This window comes from Paenibacillus sp. FSL H7-689, from assembly GCF_000517905.1.
GTDB lineage: Bacteria > Bacillota > Bacilli > Paenibacillales > Paenibacillaceae > Paenibacillus > Paenibacillus amylolyticus.
This window is the reverse complement of the sequence record NZ_ASPU01000005.1, coordinates 273,986-294,991: the sequence shown is the minus strand read 5'-3', so window position 1 is coordinate 294,991 and position 21,006 is coordinate 273,986. Positions and strand designations below refer to the sequence as shown.

At 47.5% G+C, this 21,006-nt stretch carries 19 protein-coding genes; 5 read left to right on the top strand and 14 right to left on the bottom strand.

Going from position 1 to position 21,006, the window contains the following annotated elements; genetic code table 11:
* Positions 1-11: 11 nt before the first annotated feature.
* Positions 12-527 carry a mismatch-specific DNA-glycosylase gene (locus C170_RS03955; protein ID WP_036606448.1) on the bottom strand — a complete coding sequence of 172 codons (516 nt, stop codon included), beginning with the start codon at positions 525-527 and terminating at the stop codon, positions 12-14.
* 121 nt (positions 528-648) lie between these two features.
* On the opposite strand from C170_RS03955, the gene C170_RS03950 reads away from it, so the two are divergent.
* Positions 649-1,569 carry an AEC family transporter gene (locus C170_RS03950; protein ID WP_017690279.1) on the top strand — a complete coding sequence of 307 codons (921 nt, stop codon included), beginning with the start codon at positions 649-651 and terminating at the stop codon, positions 1,567-1,569.
* A 61-nt stretch (positions 1,570-1,630) separates the two neighbouring features.
* Here the strand turns inward: C170_RS03950 and C170_RS03945 are convergent, their stop codons facing one another.
* Positions 1,631-1,882 carry a hypothetical protein gene (locus C170_RS03945; RefSeq protein ID WP_036606446.1) on the bottom strand — a complete coding sequence of 84 codons (252 nt, stop codon included), beginning with the start codon at positions 1,880-1,882 and terminating at the stop codon, positions 1,631-1,633.
* A 276-nt stretch (positions 1,883-2,158) separates the two neighbouring features.
* Here C170_RS03945 and C170_RS03940 point away from each other — a divergent pair, with 276 nt between their 5' ends.
* A complete protein-coding gene (locus C170_RS03940; RefSeq protein WP_036606444.1) occupies positions 2,159-2,551 on the top strand; it encodes a RidA family protein in 393 nt (130 codons plus the stop codon).
* Positions 2,552-2,685: 134 nt separating this feature from the next.
* Here the strand turns inward: C170_RS03940 and C170_RS03935 are convergent, their stop codons facing one another.
* From C170_RS03935 to C170_RS03915, 5 genes are all read right to left on the bottom strand, one after another.
* Positions 2,686-3,315, bottom strand: a complete 630-nt coding sequence (locus C170_RS03935; protein ID WP_036606441.1) for a copper amine oxidase N-terminal domain-containing protein — start codon at positions 3,313-3,315, stop codon at positions 2,686-2,688.
* Between the two features lie 95 nt (positions 3,316-3,410).
* Entirely contained in the window at positions 3,411-6,089 is a 2,679-nt protein-coding gene (locus C170_RS03930; protein WP_081745835.1) for a polynucleotide kinase-phosphatase, read from the bottom strand.
* A complete protein-coding gene (locus C170_RS31250) occupies positions 6,086-7,696 on the bottom strand; it encodes a methyltransferase type 12 (protein WP_036606439.1) in 1,611 nt (536 codons plus the stop codon). Before C170_RS31250 ends, C170_RS03930 begins: the two co-directional genes overlap by 4 nt.
* Before the next feature lie 433 nt (positions 7,697-8,129).
* Positions 8,130-8,930: a nucleotidyltransferase domain-containing protein gene (locus C170_RS03920; RefSeq protein ID WP_036606437.1), complete on the bottom strand. Its 801-nt coding sequence runs from the start codon at positions 8,928-8,930 to the stop codon at positions 8,130-8,132.
* 26 nt (positions 8,931-8,956) lie between these two features.
* The gene (locus C170_RS03915; RefSeq protein ID WP_036606435.1) at positions 8,957-10,450 is read right to left on the bottom strand and encodes a TROVE domain-containing protein; all 1,494 of its coding nucleotides are present in this window, start codon (positions 10,448-10,450) and stop codon (positions 8,957-8,959) included.
* Positions 10,451-10,795: 345 nt separating this feature from the next.
* Here C170_RS03915 and C170_RS03910 point away from each other — a divergent pair, with 345 nt between their 5' ends.
* The gene (locus tag C170_RS03910; RefSeq protein WP_036606433.1) at positions 10,796-12,151 is read left to right on the top strand and encodes a helix-turn-helix transcriptional regulator; all 1,356 of its coding nucleotides are present in this window, start codon (positions 10,796-10,798) and stop codon (positions 12,149-12,151) included.
* The gene (locus C170_RS03905; RefSeq protein ID WP_036606431.1) at positions 12,099-12,983 is read left to right on the top strand and encodes a WYL domain-containing protein; all 885 of its coding nucleotides are present in this window, start codon (positions 12,099-12,101) and stop codon (positions 12,981-12,983) included. The genes C170_RS03910 and C170_RS03905 overlap by 53 nt, the downstream gene beginning before the upstream one ends.
* Before the next feature lie 255 nt (positions 12,984-13,238).
* Here the strand turns inward: C170_RS03905 and C170_RS03900 are convergent, their stop codons facing one another.
* The 6 genes from C170_RS03900 to C170_RS03875 form a co-directional block, all read right to left on the bottom strand.
* On the bottom strand, positions 13,239-13,739 hold the full coding sequence (locus tag C170_RS03900; RefSeq protein ID WP_036606430.1) for a hypothetical protein: 501 nt from the start codon (positions 13,737-13,739) through the stop codon (positions 13,239-13,241).
* A gap of 180 nt (positions 13,740-13,919) precedes the next feature.
* A complete protein-coding gene (locus C170_RS03895; protein WP_036606429.1) occupies positions 13,920-14,660 on the bottom strand; it encodes a hypothetical protein in 741 nt (246 codons plus the stop codon).
* Positions 14,657-15,355 (bottom strand): ABC transporter ATP-binding protein, encoded by a 699-nt coding sequence (locus C170_RS03890; RefSeq protein WP_017690291.1) that lies wholly within the window; start codon positions 15,353-15,355, stop codon positions 14,657-14,659. Before C170_RS03890 ends, C170_RS03895 begins: the two co-directional genes overlap by 4 nt.
* A complete protein-coding gene (locus C170_RS03885) occupies positions 15,348-15,734 on the bottom strand; it encodes a GntR family transcriptional regulator (RefSeq protein ID WP_036606428.1) in 387 nt (128 codons plus the stop codon). The genes C170_RS03890 and C170_RS03885 overlap by 8 nt, the downstream gene beginning before the upstream one ends.
* Before the next feature lie 225 nt (positions 15,735-15,959).
* Entirely contained in the window at positions 15,960-16,823 is an 864-nt protein-coding gene (locus tag C170_RS03880) for an aldo/keto reductase (protein WP_051446998.1), read from the bottom strand.
* A gap of 46 nt (positions 16,824-16,869) precedes the next feature.
* Positions 16,870-17,427 carry an STM3941 family protein gene (locus tag C170_RS03875; protein WP_051446989.1) on the bottom strand — a complete coding sequence of 186 codons (558 nt, stop codon included), beginning with the start codon at positions 17,425-17,427 and terminating at the stop codon, positions 16,870-16,872.
* Between the two features lie 394 nt (positions 17,428-17,821).
* On the opposite strand from C170_RS03875, the gene C170_RS03870 reads away from it, so the two are divergent.
* The gene (locus C170_RS03870; protein ID WP_036606424.1) at positions 17,822-19,831 is read left to right on the top strand and encodes a S9 family peptidase; all 2,010 of its coding nucleotides are present in this window, start codon (positions 17,822-17,824) and stop codon (positions 19,829-19,831) included.
* 130 nt (positions 19,832-19,961) lie between these two features.
* Here C170_RS03870 and C170_RS29945 read toward each other — a convergent pair whose 3' ends face one another.
* On the bottom strand, positions 19,962-20,651 hold the full coding sequence (locus C170_RS29945) for a stalk domain-containing protein (RefSeq protein WP_051446988.1): 690 nt from the start codon (positions 20,649-20,651) through the stop codon (positions 19,962-19,964).
* Positions 20,652-21,006: the final 355 nt, after the last annotated feature.

Genomic DNA, 21,006 nt, shown 5'->3' with positions numbered 1-21,006 from the left:
TTACTTGCCTCTTAATCTTCCCTGTTCTTCTCCGCAACAAAATCAGCAAGCTGGGAATAGATCGCCACAATCTCATCCATCGACATGCGCACGAGTCCACTGGACGACGGAGCGACGAACTCCTGAATTTCCTTGACGACCGGTTCGTCCTGAAATCCCCATTGCACTTTGGTACGCTTGCTGTACTGGGTGTACACTCCTTTTCCGACAAAACAGGCGATGTCCGGTCGGTATTCCTCCAGCTTTTGCCGTAAAATCTGTCGTCCTTCTGCGTACTCTTCCTTCGTAATATCCTCCATACCTCTGGTGGGACGGGCCACAATATTTGTGAATCCATATCCCAGCTTCAGCAACTCTCCATCCTCCTGTGCATCATATAAACGCGGGGTTAATCCCGACCGTTCAAGGATGCGCCAGAACCGGTTTCCTTTGTAAGCATAATGATGACCCGTCTCTCCAGACGTAATGCTCGGATTGAAACCAATAAACAATATCGATAAACCAACATCCAGATGATCTGGAATCATGATGGGAAGCCCCCTTATCTTTTTTAGCTAATTAAATCTTTCGTGTGTGTATAAAATGATATAATAAGCAAAGCATTTTCGAAATCGGATTGAAATTTTCATGAAAAAGGAAGCTGAACTAATGATTGCAGACATCATGCTTGAAGTCGTCCTACCCGTCTTTCTCTTGATCGCCGTCGGGTCCTGGATGCAAAAGGTGTTCAAGCTGGACTTGTACACACTCGCCAAAATCAATTTCTATTGTATTACCCCCGCAGCCGTCTTTATGAGCATGTACCACTCGGATATGTCGGGCGAACTGCTTGGGACCGTGACACTCTTTTACGCGATATATGTATTGATTCTCTATATTGTAGGTTCTGTATTTGCGCGCTCGCTTCGGATGAATAAAGGCATGAAGGCTGCTTTCAACAACAGTATTATGCTGGATAACGCAGGCAACTATGGACTGCCCATCAATGCACTGGTATTCCGTGGGGATCCACTCGCCTCTTCCATTCAGGCACTGGTCATGTCTTTGCAGGCATTACTGACATTTACCTATGGCGTGTTGTCCATTCAGGGCGCGAAGCTCAAAGGTAATTACCGTGCGGTGATTATTGGATTTCTTAAAATGCCCGTTCCGTATGCACTCTTGCTGGGGATTCTGTTACACATGTGGAAGGTTCCCTTGCCTACGTTCCTGTCCATGCCGCTGACCTATGCGCAGCAAAGTATGGTTGCCGTGGCGCTTCTGACACTCGGGGCACAGATTGTAAAATATCCAATTCAACTGTATCGCCTTGATGTGTATATTAGCACATTTTTGCGTCTTCTGATTGGCCCGGCTATCGGGATTTCAATTGTGCTACTGCTTGGGTTGGAAGGTATCGCTGCACAGGCACTTATTATCGCTTCCGGTATGCCGACGGGTGTCAACGCATCCATTCTCGCAGAAGAATACGATAACGAACCCGACTTTGCAGCCCAGACAGTACTAATCTCAACGTTGCTTAACATCATCACAATTACGGCACTTATCTCTTATGCCAAAACGTTCTGAAACGAAAAATAAGTCCATGACCCATGAGCAGGGTTGTGGACTTATTTTTGCGGTGCTAAAACTATGTTTCAAACGTCGTTCGTTCCGGGAACTTGCCGCCTTCCCTGAATAAACATCGTACCAGTCGCTGCGCGGCTCGGTTAAAGAAAAAACTCGGGCTTACCCCATCCACCTGGACAGGTTCCAGTTCCTTCACACTTTCCTTAATCTTATTCATCTCAATGAGCCCCATCTTTCGCTCATTCGGTCCGAAGCGATAAATAACCTTCTCATCGTCCTCCGTCTGTTTCACCAGCAGAATCACAGATGCCATACAGGTTACCCCCTATCGTTACGTTATGAGATTCCATTAATCACTTGCCTACTATAATTATTACCCAGATTCTAGTGGAAGGATATAGGACTTAAGTTAGTTATACCTAAATTAAATATCCTGATATAAAGATTCTCTGGAATGAGTCGTTAGGCTCACAAACACCGTGTTTACACTATCCTAATGGATAGTCACTGTCATGAAAGTGCGTACTGCCCAAGTCGTTTTTCTCCGTTTATACTAACCTTATCTTGAATTCCCAAAGGAGAGAAACTTATGACTACAGCTCAAATATATAGCCACGGTGTCCCGTGGGAAGAAGCATTTAGCGTTGCTCAGGGATACAGCATTAACGGTACGATCTACATTGCAGGACAATTTTCGCATGATATGCAGGGAACGTTTATTGGTGTCGATGATATTGAAGCACAGGTTCGCCAGACATTGAATAACTTGGATCGCGTGCTCGCAGGATTTAACGTGACCAAGTCGAACATTGCTGAACTGGAGATTTTTTTGGTTCACCCGCAGGAGCATCTTGAGCCATGTGTTGCTGTGTATAAAGAGTATATTGGTACTCATCGTCCGGCTGTTACGATGGTTGGGACATCGGGTCTGGCCTTCCCTCATCAACTGATTGAGATTCGCGCCGTTGCTCATACCGACTGATCCAGGTCATGTCAAAAGTTGCAGCGCCAAGTAAAATGGCCTGATAAGGTTTCGCTTTAACGAAGTTCATATACAAAAAAAGAAGCAGGGCCGGATAAACTCCTAACCTGCTTCTTTATGAATTCTTATTCTTATTATTTGACTTTCACCGTCAGCGTATTACCAGATGAAGTGAGGGATGCCCCAAGCCCTTCTACCAAAACTCTGAGGGGAATGTACGTCGTTCCCTTAATTTCCTTGGGTGCTGCCTGTAGGGTGACTTCTTTTCCGTTCACCTTCACCTTTTTACTGCCCAAGGTAAAGATTAGCTTGTACTTGTCTTTGGTAACGGTAATGGTCTGAGTCTTACTGTCCCAAGACGTTTTGGCTTTCATTGCTTTGGCCATCTCACGCAGAGGTACGAGATTTGTGTTATTCATTATAATTGGAGACTCGGTGAAAATAACCTTGGAACCATTCACCTTCACCTGAATAGCAGACTTGATATATTCTGGTTTAGGAGTGGCTTTCTTTTGGGTTGCCGTTGAAGACTTATTACTTTTCTTGGTACTTCCTGAACTGGATGAACTTGAAGAGGAAGATTTGGAACTCGAAGAAGAACCTCCGTTGTGATAATGATATTCCCCTTGTTTCAGCCCCCATTTTGCACAGTTGGTTCGACAGGTATGTCCCCCATTTGCATCTGTTCTTCCCGGATGGGCAGATGCAACAGTAGCAAAAATCATAAAAATGGCAAGCAAACTGCTTATTAATTTGATACGCATACGGATAACCTCCAGCAATTAGTTTGGCCAGAGTATCATACCATAATTACCCATACAATATAGGTTAATAACAAAATTTATTTTCACATAACAGTTTACAAACGCGGGTCTACTCGCTCTGATTCTAGCGAAAGCGTCGCCAGCACGCATTCATGAATTCGTTCCACTGGCTCTCTGCGTATAAAGCGCTCGATCCCCTCCATGCCCAAAGCACTCTCCATTAAGGCGTGACGTTCTTTTTTGGACGTTTTGCGTTTACGAAGCCGGGACAGATTGTCGGGTGCCAGGTAATCCATACCATAGATGATGTGCAAATATGCACGTCCTCGTACTTTTATCGCAGGCTGGATGATTTTGTTGCTATTCCAGGCGCGGAATGTTTCGGGTTTGATCACAATCCCCTCATGTCCTTCCGCCGTAATCTCATCCCACCAACGAATGACATCCGCTTCATCTGCCTCACTTGCAATCACGCGATATTCCGTCTTCATCATCAATTTTGATATCCGGGCAAACTCACGGTTTTGTTCCATGTGCCATTCATGCGTTTGCTCCCAAAATGCTCCTGAGCTATGTGCCAGTGTGTGGAACGGCGCAATCCGAATATCTCCGATATCATCCACATCCCAGCAGTATTTCTGGAATACATCGCGAAATGTCTCCGCATTAGCGAGTTTACCTGCTGTCTCCTGCAACCAGTCATCTACATTACGACCTGCCGCTTCAGCTTCGCGCAGTTTGTCCAGCACCGTAGAGCGATCCATGAGCGAAGCTTCGGCCACATGTGCATATTGTGAAGCAATCAGCTCACGCGCCTTCAGATTCCAAGGTACAATCTCTGCATCGAGCAGTACGAACTCCGTCTGATGACGATCAAAATACCCATCTGCAGTCAAGTCCGTATGTAACCTTGACAGCACATCTTGCTCTGTTGAAGGGTCAAAAAAGGATCGGCCTGTCCGTGTCACAATGTTCCCCAGCATAGGTCGGCCCACTCGCTGCACCGCAGCTTGCTCATCGCGGAAAAGAAGTAAAATGGCCCGGCTGCCCATGTGTTTCTTCTCGGCAACCATACGGGTAACGCCCTGTGAGCGATAATACTGGAACGCATCCTGTGGATGCTCCTGATACCCCTCTACAGAACAGACACCCGGGGGCGGACTCATCGTAGGCGGGATGTAGAGCAGTTCTTCCAGCGGCACAGTATAATGGGAAAACGTATCAATCGCCGTCTTCGCCACCTCACCGTGCACAGACACGTCGAGTTTGGATGCTGTCTGAACTGTGAAACCCTCCTTGAACTTACGTATGTTTGGCGGAGCAAAACGCCGCTGTTCCCAGCGCTTTAATGGACTATCCGGATCTCCAGAATAATCCTGCTTCGCCGGAACACTGACTGCCTCACGTTCTGGCATTCGCCAAGCAGTGAGCATGCCACCAAAAACGACACCTTGATCAATGTTGACCGTATCATTCACAATCGTAGGATATGGACGGGGATCATGTCCCCAGACGATGCATTCACCCGAATTGTGATCCACATACCAATCCTTGCGCACTGGCCGACCCTGCTCATCCGTACCTTCCACATCGCCATACCGGCAGTAATCCTGAATACGTTTGGACTGTTTTCCGATAAAATGATCTCGTATCCCTGCGTGTGCCACAACCACCTGTCTTACCCCATTTCGGGAAAAGACCAGATGAGATGGTGCATCAAGCAGAAAGGTCCTAAGCTCTGCACGTACTCGCTTTGCTGTCTCTTGGCCGTGCTCCTGCTCAAACTGTAGCAGTTCCATCTCCACCCGTTCGTCACCATGACTCAGCGTAACGTCTCGACCATCCAGATAACGTGCGATCTTCCAGCCGTGATTACTGTCAATCATGTAGGCGAGCTCGGCGGCACAATGACGTTGCCAGAACAACAGACATTTTAACGATTCAGGTCCACGGCTCGTTACGTCACCAACGGAGACCAATTTGCGTCCTTCAGGGTGACGGTACAGGCCACTTCCGTCCTTGTCCACATATCCGAGGCGCACGATTAATTCCATCATTTCATCATAACAACCGTGAATATCTCCGATGATATCAATACCTGTATCCATGTCAGTCACCAGCGGATTGGATGTGCGGACAAACGTAATCTCATCTGGCCGCTTCAGCACATAACTGGCATCAAAGCCATCCTCACGGATCGAGCGTAATGTGCGCTTGAACTGCTGCACCTGTTGTTTCACCCGTTGACGGCCACGCGGATACTCCCGCTGGGCATCACGTTCCAGTAGTTCTTTTTCCGGAATATCCAACACGACAGCAATCACAGGCACATGAGCCTTTCTCGCCACCTGAATCAGGCGCTCGCGATCCTCGGGATACAGATGTGTCGCATCCACCCAGGTCAGCTTGTTCAGGCGGCAGCGGGTTGCCAGAATCGCCTCCATCGCTTCAAATGCTTTGGCCGATACTTGCTGATACTCCGCATAGATCACATCCGCTTCACTGCGGGGACGGTGTTTCCAATCCACATACTCATCATCTCCAACCAGCATGCGGAATTGATCGGATGAGACGGCTTCCGTGCGGCGAATGACGCTTTCTGCAACAAGACGATCCAGCAACGTACTTTTGCCACTGTTGGACGGGCCGACAAGAACGACAATGCCTGCGTTGGGTAGATGAATCTCACGCTGTCTTTCCTCCGTCCCACTTTCCCTATCCTGCTGCCCTCTGCCTACATCCGAGATTTCGTTCGGTGTTATTATTCTCCTCATGATTGGCTCTCCTTTCTCCGCTCAAAAATGACCAGTTGGGTAGGTTTTCCATAACCTTCTGCATGCTCACCGATACCTTTAATTTCATAGGCATAGTTCCCTTGTTGCGTCCATTCCTCACACCGGGAAACCAGCTCCGCACGGGTCCACTCAAAGCGATGATCATGGTGGCGAAAGCTTTCCTGCTCCATAGCATACACTTCGTTATATTCCTTGTTTGGTGTAGTGACCAGCAGCACTTCTGGCTGATATTCGTTCATGATTGTATCCATAATTCCGTTTAGACGATATTCCTCAATATGCTCAATCACTTCGCACAGGATCATGACGTCCTGGTTTTGCATCTGCTCGTCAAAATAAAACAGTGAACCGATGATTGGTTCCGGCATAGCCACCACTCCTGAACGACCCTCCAACTTAGCAAAGCGCTCCATGGCCCGGAGCCGCGACTGACCGGAAGGTTCAACGGCCAGAATTGCCTCCACACCGGGAATGTACGCCAAACGGGCAGAAAGCTTGCCTTCACCCGCTCCCATATCAACAATGCGCCGTTTGACTGGCAACGCTGCAACCACATCTGTAATCGCACGATAACGCAACTCGTTTAACCGCACAGGAGGTTCAGATTGTTCAGATTGCCCGCCATCTCCTCCAGCTGTACCTGTATCTACATCAGCAATCTTTGCATCACCATCTTCTATCTCTGTATCTGCATCCGTACCTTCACCTGTACCTCTAGAATCTGCATTCAGTTGCTTCTCATCGCTATCGGACTCGGACCCCAGGTGCTCTTGTTCTCCTTCTTCCTGATGTCCTGCTTTATTCTCCTGAATAATCGCTTCCGAGGTGTGGCCTATTCCTCTGTCCTGTCCAAAGGACACAGTCAAAGCACCCTCTTGACGCTCATACTGCCGAATCAGTTCGGTAAAACGTAGCGTACGCTTCACTATGAGTTCTTTCAGTGGGTGAGCATCCAGCCACCCTTCACCATACCGTTTGATTTTATCGATCTCATCTTCACTGATGAAATAATGTTTGTAATTATCCAGCACTGGAATCAGTAGAAAAAGCTGACGCAGTGCATGTTGTACCGTATTACGTCCACGCAGGATGATATGGCGAACCGTGCTTTTATTTTTCAGATCAAATGAATACGATAGTTCTCCACGCTCCACCGAAACGGCGTATCCTAATGGCGAGAATAATTCTTCCACAACTCGATCCGGCAGATCGGAAGCCACTGGTCCAAAGGTCAGTTCCAACTCAAAAGCATGACCTACCCATTGCACATAGTCTTCCTTGGGCTTACCATTCAAGGCCGTCCCTAGCGCCCCACGTATGTAGGAGCAGAACAAGCTGCTGGTCACGAACTCACGATCATTGATATATTGCGTAATGTCATACCCATCAGGTGTACCTCTGACCAGATCCACAGGATCAGGCTCGGCATGAATTAGTACTTCTGTTTCGTTCTCTGTAGCCGCAGTGTACACCATTCTTACACGCACACCTTTGTCTACGCGGTCATATATATTCAGCGGATTCTTCGCTAATAAATGGGATACAACCCCCGCGTCAGCGCCGCTTGCTTTCAAGATCAGATGCATCAGTTCTCCTCCTTATATATGAAAAATGTCGTCACGCACTAGTGCGTTTCTTGCAAACCTGCTGAAAGCCCAAGCGTACTTAAACGTCCCTGAGCCAAAGCAGCACAAGTGCATGATGGAGCGCTAACGAATCGCTGGCGTCTTATTTCATGATGAGAAGCCCCCTTGAAACCTAACGAACCCAAGTCACGCTATATGGGGCTAAACCGCCATTTTCCAGCCTTTTATCCGACTTTTTCGGACAATAACGTGTCCCATGTTCCTTACATTTTAAAAAGGCACCCTGGAGGCCATATAAGACGTCCTGTGTTCCTTAGAACATACTCTCCCTAGCAATTGCAATTCGTCACAATCAGCCAGCCGACCTGGACTATAAAACATTCGGACGCGGACATTCATCATCGAATCGCTTGCCTGGGTGAGAAGAAACGTCCTAATTGTTCCCCCATACTTCTTGCAGTGCCAAACGGAAAATCCGGTCCAATTCTTCAAATTGAATAATCCGCTCATTCTCCATCTGGCCGGCCAGTTGTTCAAAATGCTCAATCTTCTCCGCCAAAAAAGCCTGTATTGCGGGCAGTTGCGGCTCCAGATCCAGTTCCTCGCCCGCCTTTTTCCGGCGCAGCAATTCATGAATCTCCATATATAGCGGCGTAGTCGCAGGTACAAGTTCTTGCACAAGCTCTTCAAATGCCATCGGTGGCATCGCATCATAACGTTCAATCCAGCCACAAGCGAGCAATGGACGTAGAACATAGAAATACTTTTTGATCTTCACCTGCTCACCTTGTAAATAATCGCGGAAGTTCCCCTTTGCCATATTGAGATAATGATACATGCAGGACTTGGGCGAGAAGGTCAAAGGCGACAGTGCACGGATATGCTGTGCCACGTTATACTGTTCATCATACTGAATGGGGGATTGCAGCCACTCCAGTAACGGTGGATTTGATTTGCGAAACAGCTTCAAAGCCTTACGCAGATCCCAACCATTAATATCGAGCTGATCACTGATGGGGCGTTCGATAACATCCCTTTTATCCTCAATCGACAAGTACCACTCCAGCGGTCTTACATACAAGAAACGAACATCATAATCACTATCCTGTGAAGGAAACCCCCACGCCCGACTGCCAGATTCACAGGCATAGATGATCCTTACCTGCTCCTCCTGTTCAATCTGCTTCAGCTGTTGTCTAATCGTATCTCTCATTTCTTCATGAACGTAGGTCATGGTCCGTCCCCTCCAAATTCCCCAATTTAAATCTCTATCTCTCTCACCCGGTTCGCGAGTGTATCATATCCTGCCACAGTCTCGGCAATATACGTCAATACCGTTTCACTCCAACCGTAGATGTAAAAGGTTTTGCCATCCCGTGGCGGTACCATTGCCTGCTGATAAGGTGCTATATCCACAATAAATACCTTCAGCTCCGGATTCATCATCCGGCGATATCGCTCAAGCTCAGCATATAACGGGCTGCCTTCATTCTGCTGTTCATCGGTGATCATAATGATCTGATCCACTTTTTCTCCGATATCCCGAAGTTCCCGCACCGGTCGACCGGTGTCTGTTCCACCTTGTGCGCGAATAAGGTGAGCTTGGGAAAGGATGCTCTCATCCATCTTGGGACGAGCATCCTCAACCATATGGTCGAATAACCAGAACAGTGCGTTACCTCTTGTTTGTTTATAAAGCGCCAGTGCCAGCACCGAACCAATCCGTAAATAATCCCCTTGCATGGAACCGGAACGATCCAGGAAAATAGCCGTTCTTCCCGGCAGCGTTGGTAGGTTGCCAATGGATAGCTCTACCGCTTGTCGCAAAGCATCCCGCAGTTCTTCCCTCGCAATCATTTCATACGCACTGGCGAATCGGAAAGGTAAGATGCGCGACTTACGCAGGGCTTCTGCATCCGTTAGACGACCTGTTACGTAATCGATATTTTTCGATTTCTCAAAAACACCCGCACGATCCATTGCATTCAGATGGCGCAGCAACGCAAAAGTCGGCATTTGTGACATTAACGCCTCCCACACCGTACGTGTCGGTTGCATGATCGAGGTGACCACCGAATACGGGAGTTTACCTTTCTCGATCAGATGCATCCGGCTTGCCGGGTTTGGGGTAGCTTTCAGCTTTTCAAGCGCCTGCAACTGCGGAAGTTCCGTAAGATCCACCTCATGCCCGCGCAAATAACGGAATAAGGCTTTTTGCTTCGTATCTATCGGCTTGGGATGTGCTGTAGCGATCATATCGCCCAGACTGTATCCACGCCCACGCCCGTTGTATTTGATCGCCCAATATTCAGTAATGCCGTTCAAAAATTGACTCACCTGACGCTTCACCGCTCGGCCGCCCTGCCCCCGACCCAATCCTCTCAGAATGGTCAGAAAATCAGCCAAATCAGCCGGTGTCTGTACGACTTGGGAGAACACCTTTGCAAAATGATCCACATCCACTTTGGACAGCAGTGCCAGCCCGTATAGAGGCTGTAACCGCATCAAACCTTCATTACGAGCATAGACCAGCGCCCGCGCCATAAACCCTGCATCGACCTCAGCCATCTCCTGATGACTGACCATCGCATCGTCCATCAGTTGCTGGGTATCTGCATAGAACGTATTGTTCAAAGTATTGGTCATCAACATCTGTATATATTGTTCCTCCACCAATCGCTCATAGGCTCCGTAGCCCCCATGATTACGTGTCGTTGGCTGAGGTTGATTAAATAATTGTTTCGCTCTGCTCATCACTCATGACCTCCCGGTGTGAGTCTATTTACTGATATTCCATAATAAAATGTTCCGAGGAAAAAGGTGGGAAGGTATAATACCCGCTCTACCGCTGAGCTACACCGCCATGTACGGCGGCGATTGGATTCGAACCAACGACCTGGTCGATTAACAGTCGAAGTAACCCTCCCTGGCGCCTCGGAACCTTGATCCGCAGCGTTTGTTGCTGCCCCGCTTCACAACCTTATTATGCCTCACACATCTGCACGCGAACATGGCGAAAGTATGGCGACCATCATAAGTTTAAAATGAAACCTGCCACTCATCCTGCTACAATGAAGGGATAACAAGGAGTGAATGTTCATGGCAAGAGAGAGTTTTGACAAAGAAATTCAGTTCTTACGCATGTTATCCCTAACAAGCGGTGCATATAACCGCAAACAATATGCCGAGCGGCTTGGCATATCCGTACATACCTTTGATAAAACCAATCGCAGATTAAAAGAAATCATGCAGACCGTCGCCGACCAACGCTCAAGTGCCGAAGCAGGCCGGGAAATGGCAGATCTCGTCCGCTTCCAATACGGGGAGTCGGCAGAGCCTATGTTGCTCTTCCTCTTCCGCGCCAAGTCGATGAAAGAGACTGAAGTTCAGCGGCTTTCTGTCCTTTTGCATACCTTACAACATAAAACCCTGACCGCGATGGAACTGCTGGACGCCTGCTGTGCTGATCTGCCGGAGGATCTGGCGTTACCTGACGAGAAAACCATTCGTTCCGATCTAAAGTATCTGGAAGAGGTTGGGGTTATTCGAAAAGAGCCGGGTGGCAGGCCATATCAATATGCCTTACAACAGGACGTCCTTACCCAATTAACAGTGGAGGAACAGCTGGAGTTGTATGATTTTGTGGATATGATGGCGAACACCCAGGTTCCTTCCGTACAGGGGTACTTATTGCGCGACAGTTTAAAAAAAGCCATTACGGCAAGTTTCCCGCAAGAAGAAGCTACCGAGCCCTATATCTATAAGTATCACTATTATTCTCGTATCCTGGACGAAGCTCATCTCTACACGCTGCTTAGTGCGATTCGTCAGCGTAAACGTGTGCAGTTCCTATACTATTCACCGAAAAAACCATCCAGCTACAGTTCACAGAATACGAATCCGCGCTTTGAACGGGAAGCAGGTGGTCGATCCAACCGGATCGTGCCCCTTGAAGTGATCTATGACCATCAGTATGGTCGTTGGTATGTAATTGGATATCAGGGCCGGCGCGGCTTTGTGAAATTCCGCATGGAAGGCATAACACAGTTGGAGGAACAGGATTCAGTAGAAGAGCAATACATGCTCAAACTGAAGCAGCAGTGGACCGACATTAGTCGCTACAGTTGGCTCGTGGATACGGGAAATACCGTGACGGTTCAAGCTCGCTTTTTCCACCCGGAGCGTGGTCAGCGCAACTTTATTCTGGATCGGGTTCGTCTGCAAGGTCAATGGGGCAAAATTATACCCGAAACGGATCATACCTTTCTCTACGAAATCCAGGTCAACGGTACCACTGAGATCAAACCGTGGTTGCGGAGTTTTGGCTCAAGCTGTGAAGTAATCGCACCTCAGAGACTACGCCAAGAGATGATCAAGGAATGGAAGGAGATTGCGGAATATTATGAACCTGTTCGAGAAGATGTTCAACTATCAGATGATGACACGACTGAATGAAACCGGACTGTTCACCTGGACCTCACAGGAACGGGCCTGGCTTCGCATGATGCTGAATCACCCTGCTACGAGAGAAGCGCTGAGCCCTGTAACGTTGGATAAAATGCACAATATGTTGAATAGTGAGCAGGACCTGAACCTTCAAGATTACCTGACCGAAAAAGCCAAAAGCGAAGAAAACAGTGTCTCTCACCCACTACTTCGACAGTTACGGCTAATCATTCTGCATCATCAGGGATTTCGCATGACGGGTCGCGTCCGCAATGGACGCACGAGCCATGATGAATTCGGCTTCCCGTATAAACTGGAGTATTCCATGGTCAAAAAAGAATGGTACGTGCTCTGGTATGCTCCTCGCTTCGACAAACTCATGTCGACCAAGCTGCACAGCATCGTTACCGTGGAAGCCCAACCGGTTGAACCGGATACCGCCTCGGGTTACACTGCCCGAATTGCTGCGATAACAGAGAAGCGTAAAACGACCATCACCATCGAGGTACTGCCCGAGTTCAATCAGGAGCTGTCCCGAATCCTCTATGCCTTCTCCTGCTTCGAAAAACAGGTCGAGTACCTGGAAGCCAAGCAGACATATCGGATCGAGCTGACCGTTCCGCGCAATGAGATGGATTACGTCTTATCCAAAATGCGTTTTCTCGGCAAACGGGTTCGAATTGCTGACCACACAGTACTGCGGGAGCGAATGTCCGAAACAGCTGCGAAGGCACTGGCACGTTATGCGGAAAAAGATCCTGATACGGACTCCGAATGCTCCAATGAAGTTCAGCACCACCAACGTGAGGAAAAGCCCCTTGCGAAAGCCGATGGTCAATGATTTTGTAAGATTGGGTTAACCATAACTATTGCTCAAAAGCCAAATCAAATCCATATACGAAAAAAAAAGGTCTGGATAATTTCATCCAAACCTTTTTGGTATACTTGCTTGCTCGTAAAATATCGTGAAGTGGCAACCAGCTTTACTCCGTTCCACTTAAAATCGTTTCCAGTGTCCAACACATTGCTATGAACAAGGTTAAGCGAGTCTTGAAGGGACTGCCTTTGCTAAGATGACGGTTAATGCGCTCCTGTACTACGTTCCACCACTGCTGGCAGCCGAGTTCCGTCTTTTGTTAATCGCGTGCACGCCCATGACCACTGCAATTAATTCATACGTGTCCAGTTGTTCCGACTGGTTATCTAATACAAATGCCCCTGAACTAAACCAGCCGCTGGTGCGACGGAAACTGGCCACGATGCGGCCACCACTGCCACTTATATCATATTCCTGCGAAAATGCTGGGGCAGACACATCATATGTACCGCGTGATCCTGCGTCATATTCATACTTTTTGCTAAAGAAACTGAACCTGGCCCGCAACACACCCAGATGTCTCCCATCTGCTGCAGTGATATCCCAACGATTCGTTAACATGCGAAATTTGCCGCTACAGACTAATCCCGAGTTATCCGATACATCGAGCGAAGAACCAAATACACTTTTCAAATCCAGATGCCCCGCCTGTTCCTGATTTGGATTCATAATCTCGGTGTAACCCGCGTTAAAAAAGTTATCCCTGAAGTATAATTCCATAACGTTTCCTCCTTTCGCTTACATATCCTTTTGTTCTCTTTAACCTAATCTCGCATCGAGCACACAATATATCTATATATACGTATAATTAATGGTAGTGGATTCAAAAAGTGGATTATTACTGGATGTAAAAAAACGAGCAACCCTGGTTGCTCGCATCACGTTCAAGTTATCCTGTTATCAGACTTCGACTTTTTTGTTGTTCAGGTAAATGGTAGCCCACACCAAGATGACCGCCACAATGACTTCAAAAACAATGCTTCCCCACATGCCGTCCGACCATAATACGCCATTGGCTGTGATCGAGATCCCTGTACTTTCTTCCGTGTACCGGAACATTTCATTTGGACTAAAACGTCCTGTCGTAATGATATTTTCCAACCAGCCAAGCAGATTAACGAGGACAAAGAATGCAACGATTCCAATCCATGGCCCAGTTCTCCAACGGAAGCTGCCTGCAATCGAGATCGAAAGGAAGATAATGACGGTCATGAATACCATAACCCATGCGCTAAACAGCAACAAACTAATATAATCCGAAACATGCAGACCCGAAAGATCAATATTGGTTGCCATGTTCATTCGTAGCTTCATTGAGATATAGATGTAGGCATGAGTCGCGAATATAATGACTAACCCCAACCCGCAAAGGGCTCCAAAGATCAAGGGAGACAACACATGTGACAGGCCCGTTACGGGTAAAAGGCGGCGATTATAAGAGCGGATATTGGACGTGTATGTTTTGATCATTTTCACATAAATAGCCACACCAACTCCAACATAACCCATAATGCCAAGCACAATCCCTGTGACCTCAGACACGAAAAGGGAAAGCCCCACTTGAGCGATAATCAAAATAACTAGCCCAGCCAGCAGTGTATTCCAGTTCCTTCTAAAGTCATACTTCAATAATGTCATCATTCCGCATAGACCTCCTTGAACATCTCATCCACACTTTTCCCATATTTCAGACGGAGCGTTTCCACTTCTTCCCGCATCACCAGCTCACCCTCGCGAATAAAGACAACTTCATCAAAAATCCGTTCGATATCATTCACAAGATGCGTGGAGATAATCAGACTGCTGTCTTCATCATAGAACTTGACGATCGCATCCAGAATCTTGCCTCGCGCAACCGGATCTACTCCGCCAATCGGTTCATCCAGCAAATACAGACGAGCCTTACGAGAAAGTGCCAGTGTTAGTTGTAGTCGTTCATTCATCCCTTTCGACAGATGCCTTACCCGGTCACTCTCGACAAGGTTCATGAAGTCCAGCATCTCCCGCGCCTTCTCCTCATCAAAATCAGCATAGAAATCGCGATAGTACGCAATCGCATCCCGCACTCTCATCCACTTTTCGGTTAATGGACGATCCGGCATAAATGAAACCAACGCCTTCGTCTCCAGCCCAACAGGCTTACCTGTGACTTGAATCGTTCCGCTGCTCGGATGTAACAACCCTGCAACCAGCTTCATGAGCGTACTTTTTCCACTACCGTTGCTACCCAGCAGACCTACGATTCGTCCTGGAGCAATGTCCAATGTAATATTACTGAGCGCTTTCTTATTGCCATATGTCTTATTGATCTGGTTCAGTTCAAGGATGTTACTCATGCGTTGTTCCTCCCTTTCCTTCCGCAACGGCATCGGCTACGATGGATAAGATATCCTGCTCTTCGATCCCCAGTTCCTGCATTCCGGTCAGAAAGCGTTCCAGCAATTCACCGGCCATCTCTTTTTTGATCGTCATAATCTTCCGCTCCTCACTGGTCACATATCTGCCCAAGCCCCGTTTGGTTTCGACCACTTCTTCCCGCTCAAGCTCCTGAAATGTCCGTTGTACTGTATTTGGATTGATCTGTAGTTCAGCCGCCAGTTCACGAACCGAAGGAATTTTGTCACCTGCCTGAAGTGTCCCGGTTACAATCTGTCTCTTGATGTACTGCATGATCTGCAGATAGATTGGTAAATTGTTATCAAATTCTATAGTCACAAAGCTCTCGCTCCCCTCTGTACTGGTGTGTTAGTTACATAGTACACTAGTGAAATAGTGTTGTAAAGCCCATTTGTTAAAATATATATTCTCTCAATTGATGGGCAAGCTTCTGCTATCGATATCCATACAAAAAAAAGAGCAGATCGTGAAGATCTGCTCTGCATAACATTATTAATCGTATTGTTATCTTTTTCATATGCTTATCCAATAAAAAAGAGCCAGCTACACGATATCTAGAGGTACACTGCCTTTAGGTGCAGGGAATGCCTCATCCAAACGGGCGAGTTCCTCTTGTGTCAAAACGATATTCACTGCTGCTGCATTGTCTGCCACATGATTCAGCTGTACCGCCTTCGGAATCGCCAGTACATCTCCATCCCTGATCACCCAGGCTAATGCGATCTGCGAAGTCGTAACTCCTCGATCCTGCGCAATCTTCTGAATGACTGGATGCTCCAACAATTCACTTCGAAGTCTGCCACCCTGTGCCAGTGGACAATACGCCATTACAGGAACGCTCCGTTCCCGCATCCAGGGAAGCAGATCATGTTCAATACCACGCGAAGCTGCATGGTAGAGCACCTGATTCACCATGCACTGAGACCCCTCCGGCAGACTCCATAACTCCTGCATATCCCTTGTATCCAGGTTTGATACACCCCAGCGAATGATTTTACCGGATTGCTTCAATTGTTCCAAAGCCTCAACCGTCTCTTCGAGCGGTACTCCTCCACGCCAGTGAAGCAAATACAGATCCAGACGATCTGTACCAAGACGCGTGAGACTACGCTCACAAGCAGTAATCATCTGCTTGCGATCCGCATGATGGGGATACACTTTGGATACGAGAAAAACTTCATCACGATAGCCCGCGATGGCCTTTCCCGTAACAACTTCTGCCCCACCTTCTGCATACATCTCCGCCGTATCAATCACGGTCATTCCCAGTTCAATACCGGAACGCAGTGCCCGTACTTCTTCTTGCTGGCTGGATTGCTTCTCTCCCATGTTCCATGTGCCTTGTCCTATCGCAGGCAGTGCAGTTCCATCCGGAAGTAGAATCGTGCGTGTTTGATTACCATGCATCATCTATATTCCTCCATTCTGAAGACTTATGGACATTCTGACCTCTCTAACGACGATTATACGAATCATAAATCATGTTATCACTCACATGTCTCCAGTGGCTCATCATCATGATATACAATTGATCCAGTGGCACTGTGAGGCTACTTTGGGCAACGCTGATGGTTGCATCGACCATATTGCTGTTGACCGTCATCAATTTGCGTTTCATCCCGTTCTGGCGATCCAGAAAGGCTTTCTCGTCCCGCAACTTGACCCCGATCATTTTCTGTCCCATCAATTCATACATAAAAATATTCTCAACGTCGTTCCAAGCCACGGCTCCTCCTGCGGTATAAGAAGATGCATCCACAAACCCATCCTCATCGATTACAAAAGAAGGTTCCTTCTTAATCATCTTTACCAGACTGTAACAGAAACATAGCCCGAAAAACAAAATGGATAGAAGCCCAATCACATCCGAAAGGATGGAATCATTCGTAACTGAAGAACGATCAAAAATCAAAAAAAATCCGGCTGCCACAAAAAGTGCTGCCCCTGCCGTGAGCCACGCCATTCGTTTCCGGTTTGGATATTCCACATGTTGCTCATAGGATGTGCTCAACGTGACGTTCCTCCTCCATTGTGACTGAATCATACGAGTTCTATATAAACGAATGGCTATGAACCAAATACTTAAATGTAGAACAGGAATTGCATTGTACATTAAACCAAATTCATCAATGTTAAACATTGAATTACGACCATTTTTCGTCATTTCTGCGCTTATTCAACATTAGGATTCGTCATCCTTCGAGCAAATCCTTTTAACACACCTATATGAATTGAACAAAGAATGTTTGCACTGGCCACTCCGATGACAGAACACCCTTCCGATCTCTGTTATAAAATTCTCCCCTCCCATCCTTAGTCATATTGTCCTGTCCCTAGCTTTCCGTTAATATAAATGGAAAGGTTAGGAAATTAACCGATTCTAATTCACGGTGGGAGGACAAACAATGATGAGTCAGCGCGGCATAACATCGGAAGATCTTTATCAGATTACATGGGTTAATGATCCAACTCCGTCCCCTCAAGGCGGACAACTGGTATATGTAAGCCGGAAAACGAATGAAGCACGTGACGGTTATTGTTCTCACCTGAGACTGCTGCATCTGGGGAGTCAGAAGGACAGGCCCTTTACCTCTGGTGAGAAGGATCATTCCCCTGCCTGGTCGCCCGATGGGTCTCAGCTTGCCTTTTTAAGAGAGGTTGATGGGAAATCCCAAGTGTGGATTATCGCATCAGATGGCGGAGAAGCACAGCAAATCAGTCACCTGAAACATAGCGTCAGTTCCCTGCTCTGGTCACCGGATGGTCATACTTTGCTTGTGAAATCATCCGTGGATATGAGCGGAGATGAAGAATCAGAACATACAGATCCTATAAACGATAAACCCAAACTGCTGCAAGAACATGTCGTAGACCGGATTCGCATGAAGTCAGATGCCAGTGGATTGTGGAACGGTCGACGTTCCCACCTTTTCGCTCTCGCACCGATCGATGCGGAAGCAATTCCTGTAACTACAGGTCATTATGACGTCGGAGACTACGCCTGGTCCCCGGACGGAACATCCATCGCTTGGATTGCGCAGATGCCCGAAGAAGGCGAGGACCATAATGATTACACCCTGACTAATCATGTGTACCTTGCCAAAGCAGACGGATCGGATGTGCAACAGTTGACCCCTGAAGGGTATACGTTCAGCCGACTGGCCTTTGCACCGGATGGACAATCTCTTGCACTGCTCGCCAGTGACCGTTCCTATGGAAATGCCACGCTTGTGAAGTTGTACACCCTTCAGATATCAGGTGGTGAACTCGTATGTCTGAGCACGGATTGGGACGTACAGTTGAATCACAGCATTGTTGGCGACATGCGTTCACATCTGACAACCACGGGGCCAGTATTCAGCAGGGATGGTTCTTCAATCTTCTGTCTGGCGACCATCCATGGTAGTGTACGCATCGCCAAATTCGCTCGAGACGGCAGCAGTGCTGACTATATATGGCCTAACGAACGGGAGATTTATCAATTTGCCGAGTTGGAAAACGGGCAGATCGTTGCCGCTGTAGCCGATACACTAAATCCTGGTGATCTATATATATATGAACAACCGGAAGATTCTGAGGTAGAACCGATTCAGCTCACCCGTAGCAATCCACAGCTTGAGGATGAGATCCACCTTAGTACACCTGAGACCTTCTGGTTTAATTCCTCAGATGGCCTGCGACTGCAAGGATGGATCATGAAACCTCATGGCATGGTCGACGGGGTCAAAATCCCGACCATTCTGGAGATTCATGGCGGCCCGCACATGATGTATGGTTTTACGTTTATGCACGAGTTCCAAATTCTCGCCGCACAAGGCTACGCTGTTGTGTATATCAATCCACGCGGTGGCCTCGGATACGGGCAGCAGTTTGTAGACGCCTGTCGCGGAGATTATGGCGGTGGCGATTATCGCGATCTCATGGAGAGTGTGGATTATGCCCTGTCCCAGTATGAGTTTATCGATGAATCACGATTGGGCGTAACCGGGGGCAGTTATGGTGGCTTCATGACCAACTGGATTGTTGGACACACGGACCGCTTTAAGGCGGCTGTTACCCAGCGTTCCATCTCCAATTGGCTATCCTTCTACGGTGTAAGTGACATTGGATATTTCTTCACGGAAGACCAGATTGGCGGTAACGCGTGGGATGACACGGAAAAACTATGGAAACATTCCCCGCTCGCTTATGTCGGAAACGTCAGTACTCCGCTGCTCATTTTGCATGGCGAACAGGATCTGCGGTGTCCAATTGAACAAGCCGAGCAGTTGTTCATTGCATTAAAACGGCGCAAGCAGACCACAAGACTTGTTCGTTTCCCAGGGGCAAACCACGAGTTGTCCCGTGGAGGTCACCCTCACTTGAGGGTACGCCGTTTGGAGCATATTGCCGGATGGTTCAACGAGTACCTGTAACGGACTAATATTTAGACTATTAATTCAGAGTATAGAACCAGATATGGATTCAACCCTAAAAGCCGTCCAATGAAATCTGTTATGATTTCATTGGACGGCTTTTGCTGTTCACCTTTTATAGAAGGAAGGATTACTCTTCGCCCCACACTACGGTGATTTCATTCAGATCCTTGTTGGTTGCAGACACCGAACCTGTGATGGTCACGGCATATTTGCCATCTTCACGACCCACGATGCTGAAGCCGTCTGCCTGGATATCCTGAGTGTTCTGACTCAAATTTTTGGTCTGGTAGTAGTCTTTGTAGGATGTTCCAACGGTTAGCAACGTTTCTTTGGTTGTGTACGTGAGCACTACTTTTTTGTCACCATCCATTATGTTCTCAATGAGACTTGTTGCCTTCGCATCCTTAGGTAATGGGAAATCAGCCGGAAGATACTTGGACTTCACTCCTGCCGCCTGTGTGTTAGTACCTGTTGAGGACGATGTCGATCCGCTGTTGCCTGTGGATGTTGACCCACCAGAAGAGCTTGAAGAGCCGATGCTTACTTTATTGTTTTGGGAATCATACTTCACTTCGGTCTTTAATGCATCAGCAATCGAACGAACGGGGAGATATGTACTGCCTTGATATGTAATTGGCGCAAGCTTTTTGCCCTGGTCACCTGTCGGTGTAAATTTCTGTCCGTTCACTTCGATGGCGAGCCCATGGTTCAGATAAGCTTTGATTGTCTCCAGTTGTGTACCTGCATATACACCTGCCGATCCGGTTAACACCATGCCAAACACACCCGCAGCAATCAACCACTTTTTGCTTTTCATCCCTAAACGCCTCCTGAGTTCAAATGTCAGCCTTATGCATAATACGATTCAAGCGAGCGCTCGATGTACGCGAAAGACTCATGTAGTTATGCTCATCATGTATGGGTACGAGCTTATTCGGATAACAGCCCGTTGTTCCACCAAATGTTAGCAATATAATAGCATCTGACAAGAGGTTGTAAACGATAAATGGACAAAACAGGACCAAGGACGTACAAAAATAGTCTTTGTCGTATTCCCGCTGTACTCTCGCTCGTTAAGTTGTTCTTATATGAATAAAGTCCTGAATTTCCGACCATACATATGGAGCTCTCATACATGCATAACAGTTGCGAAAATAATCAATGTATTAGAT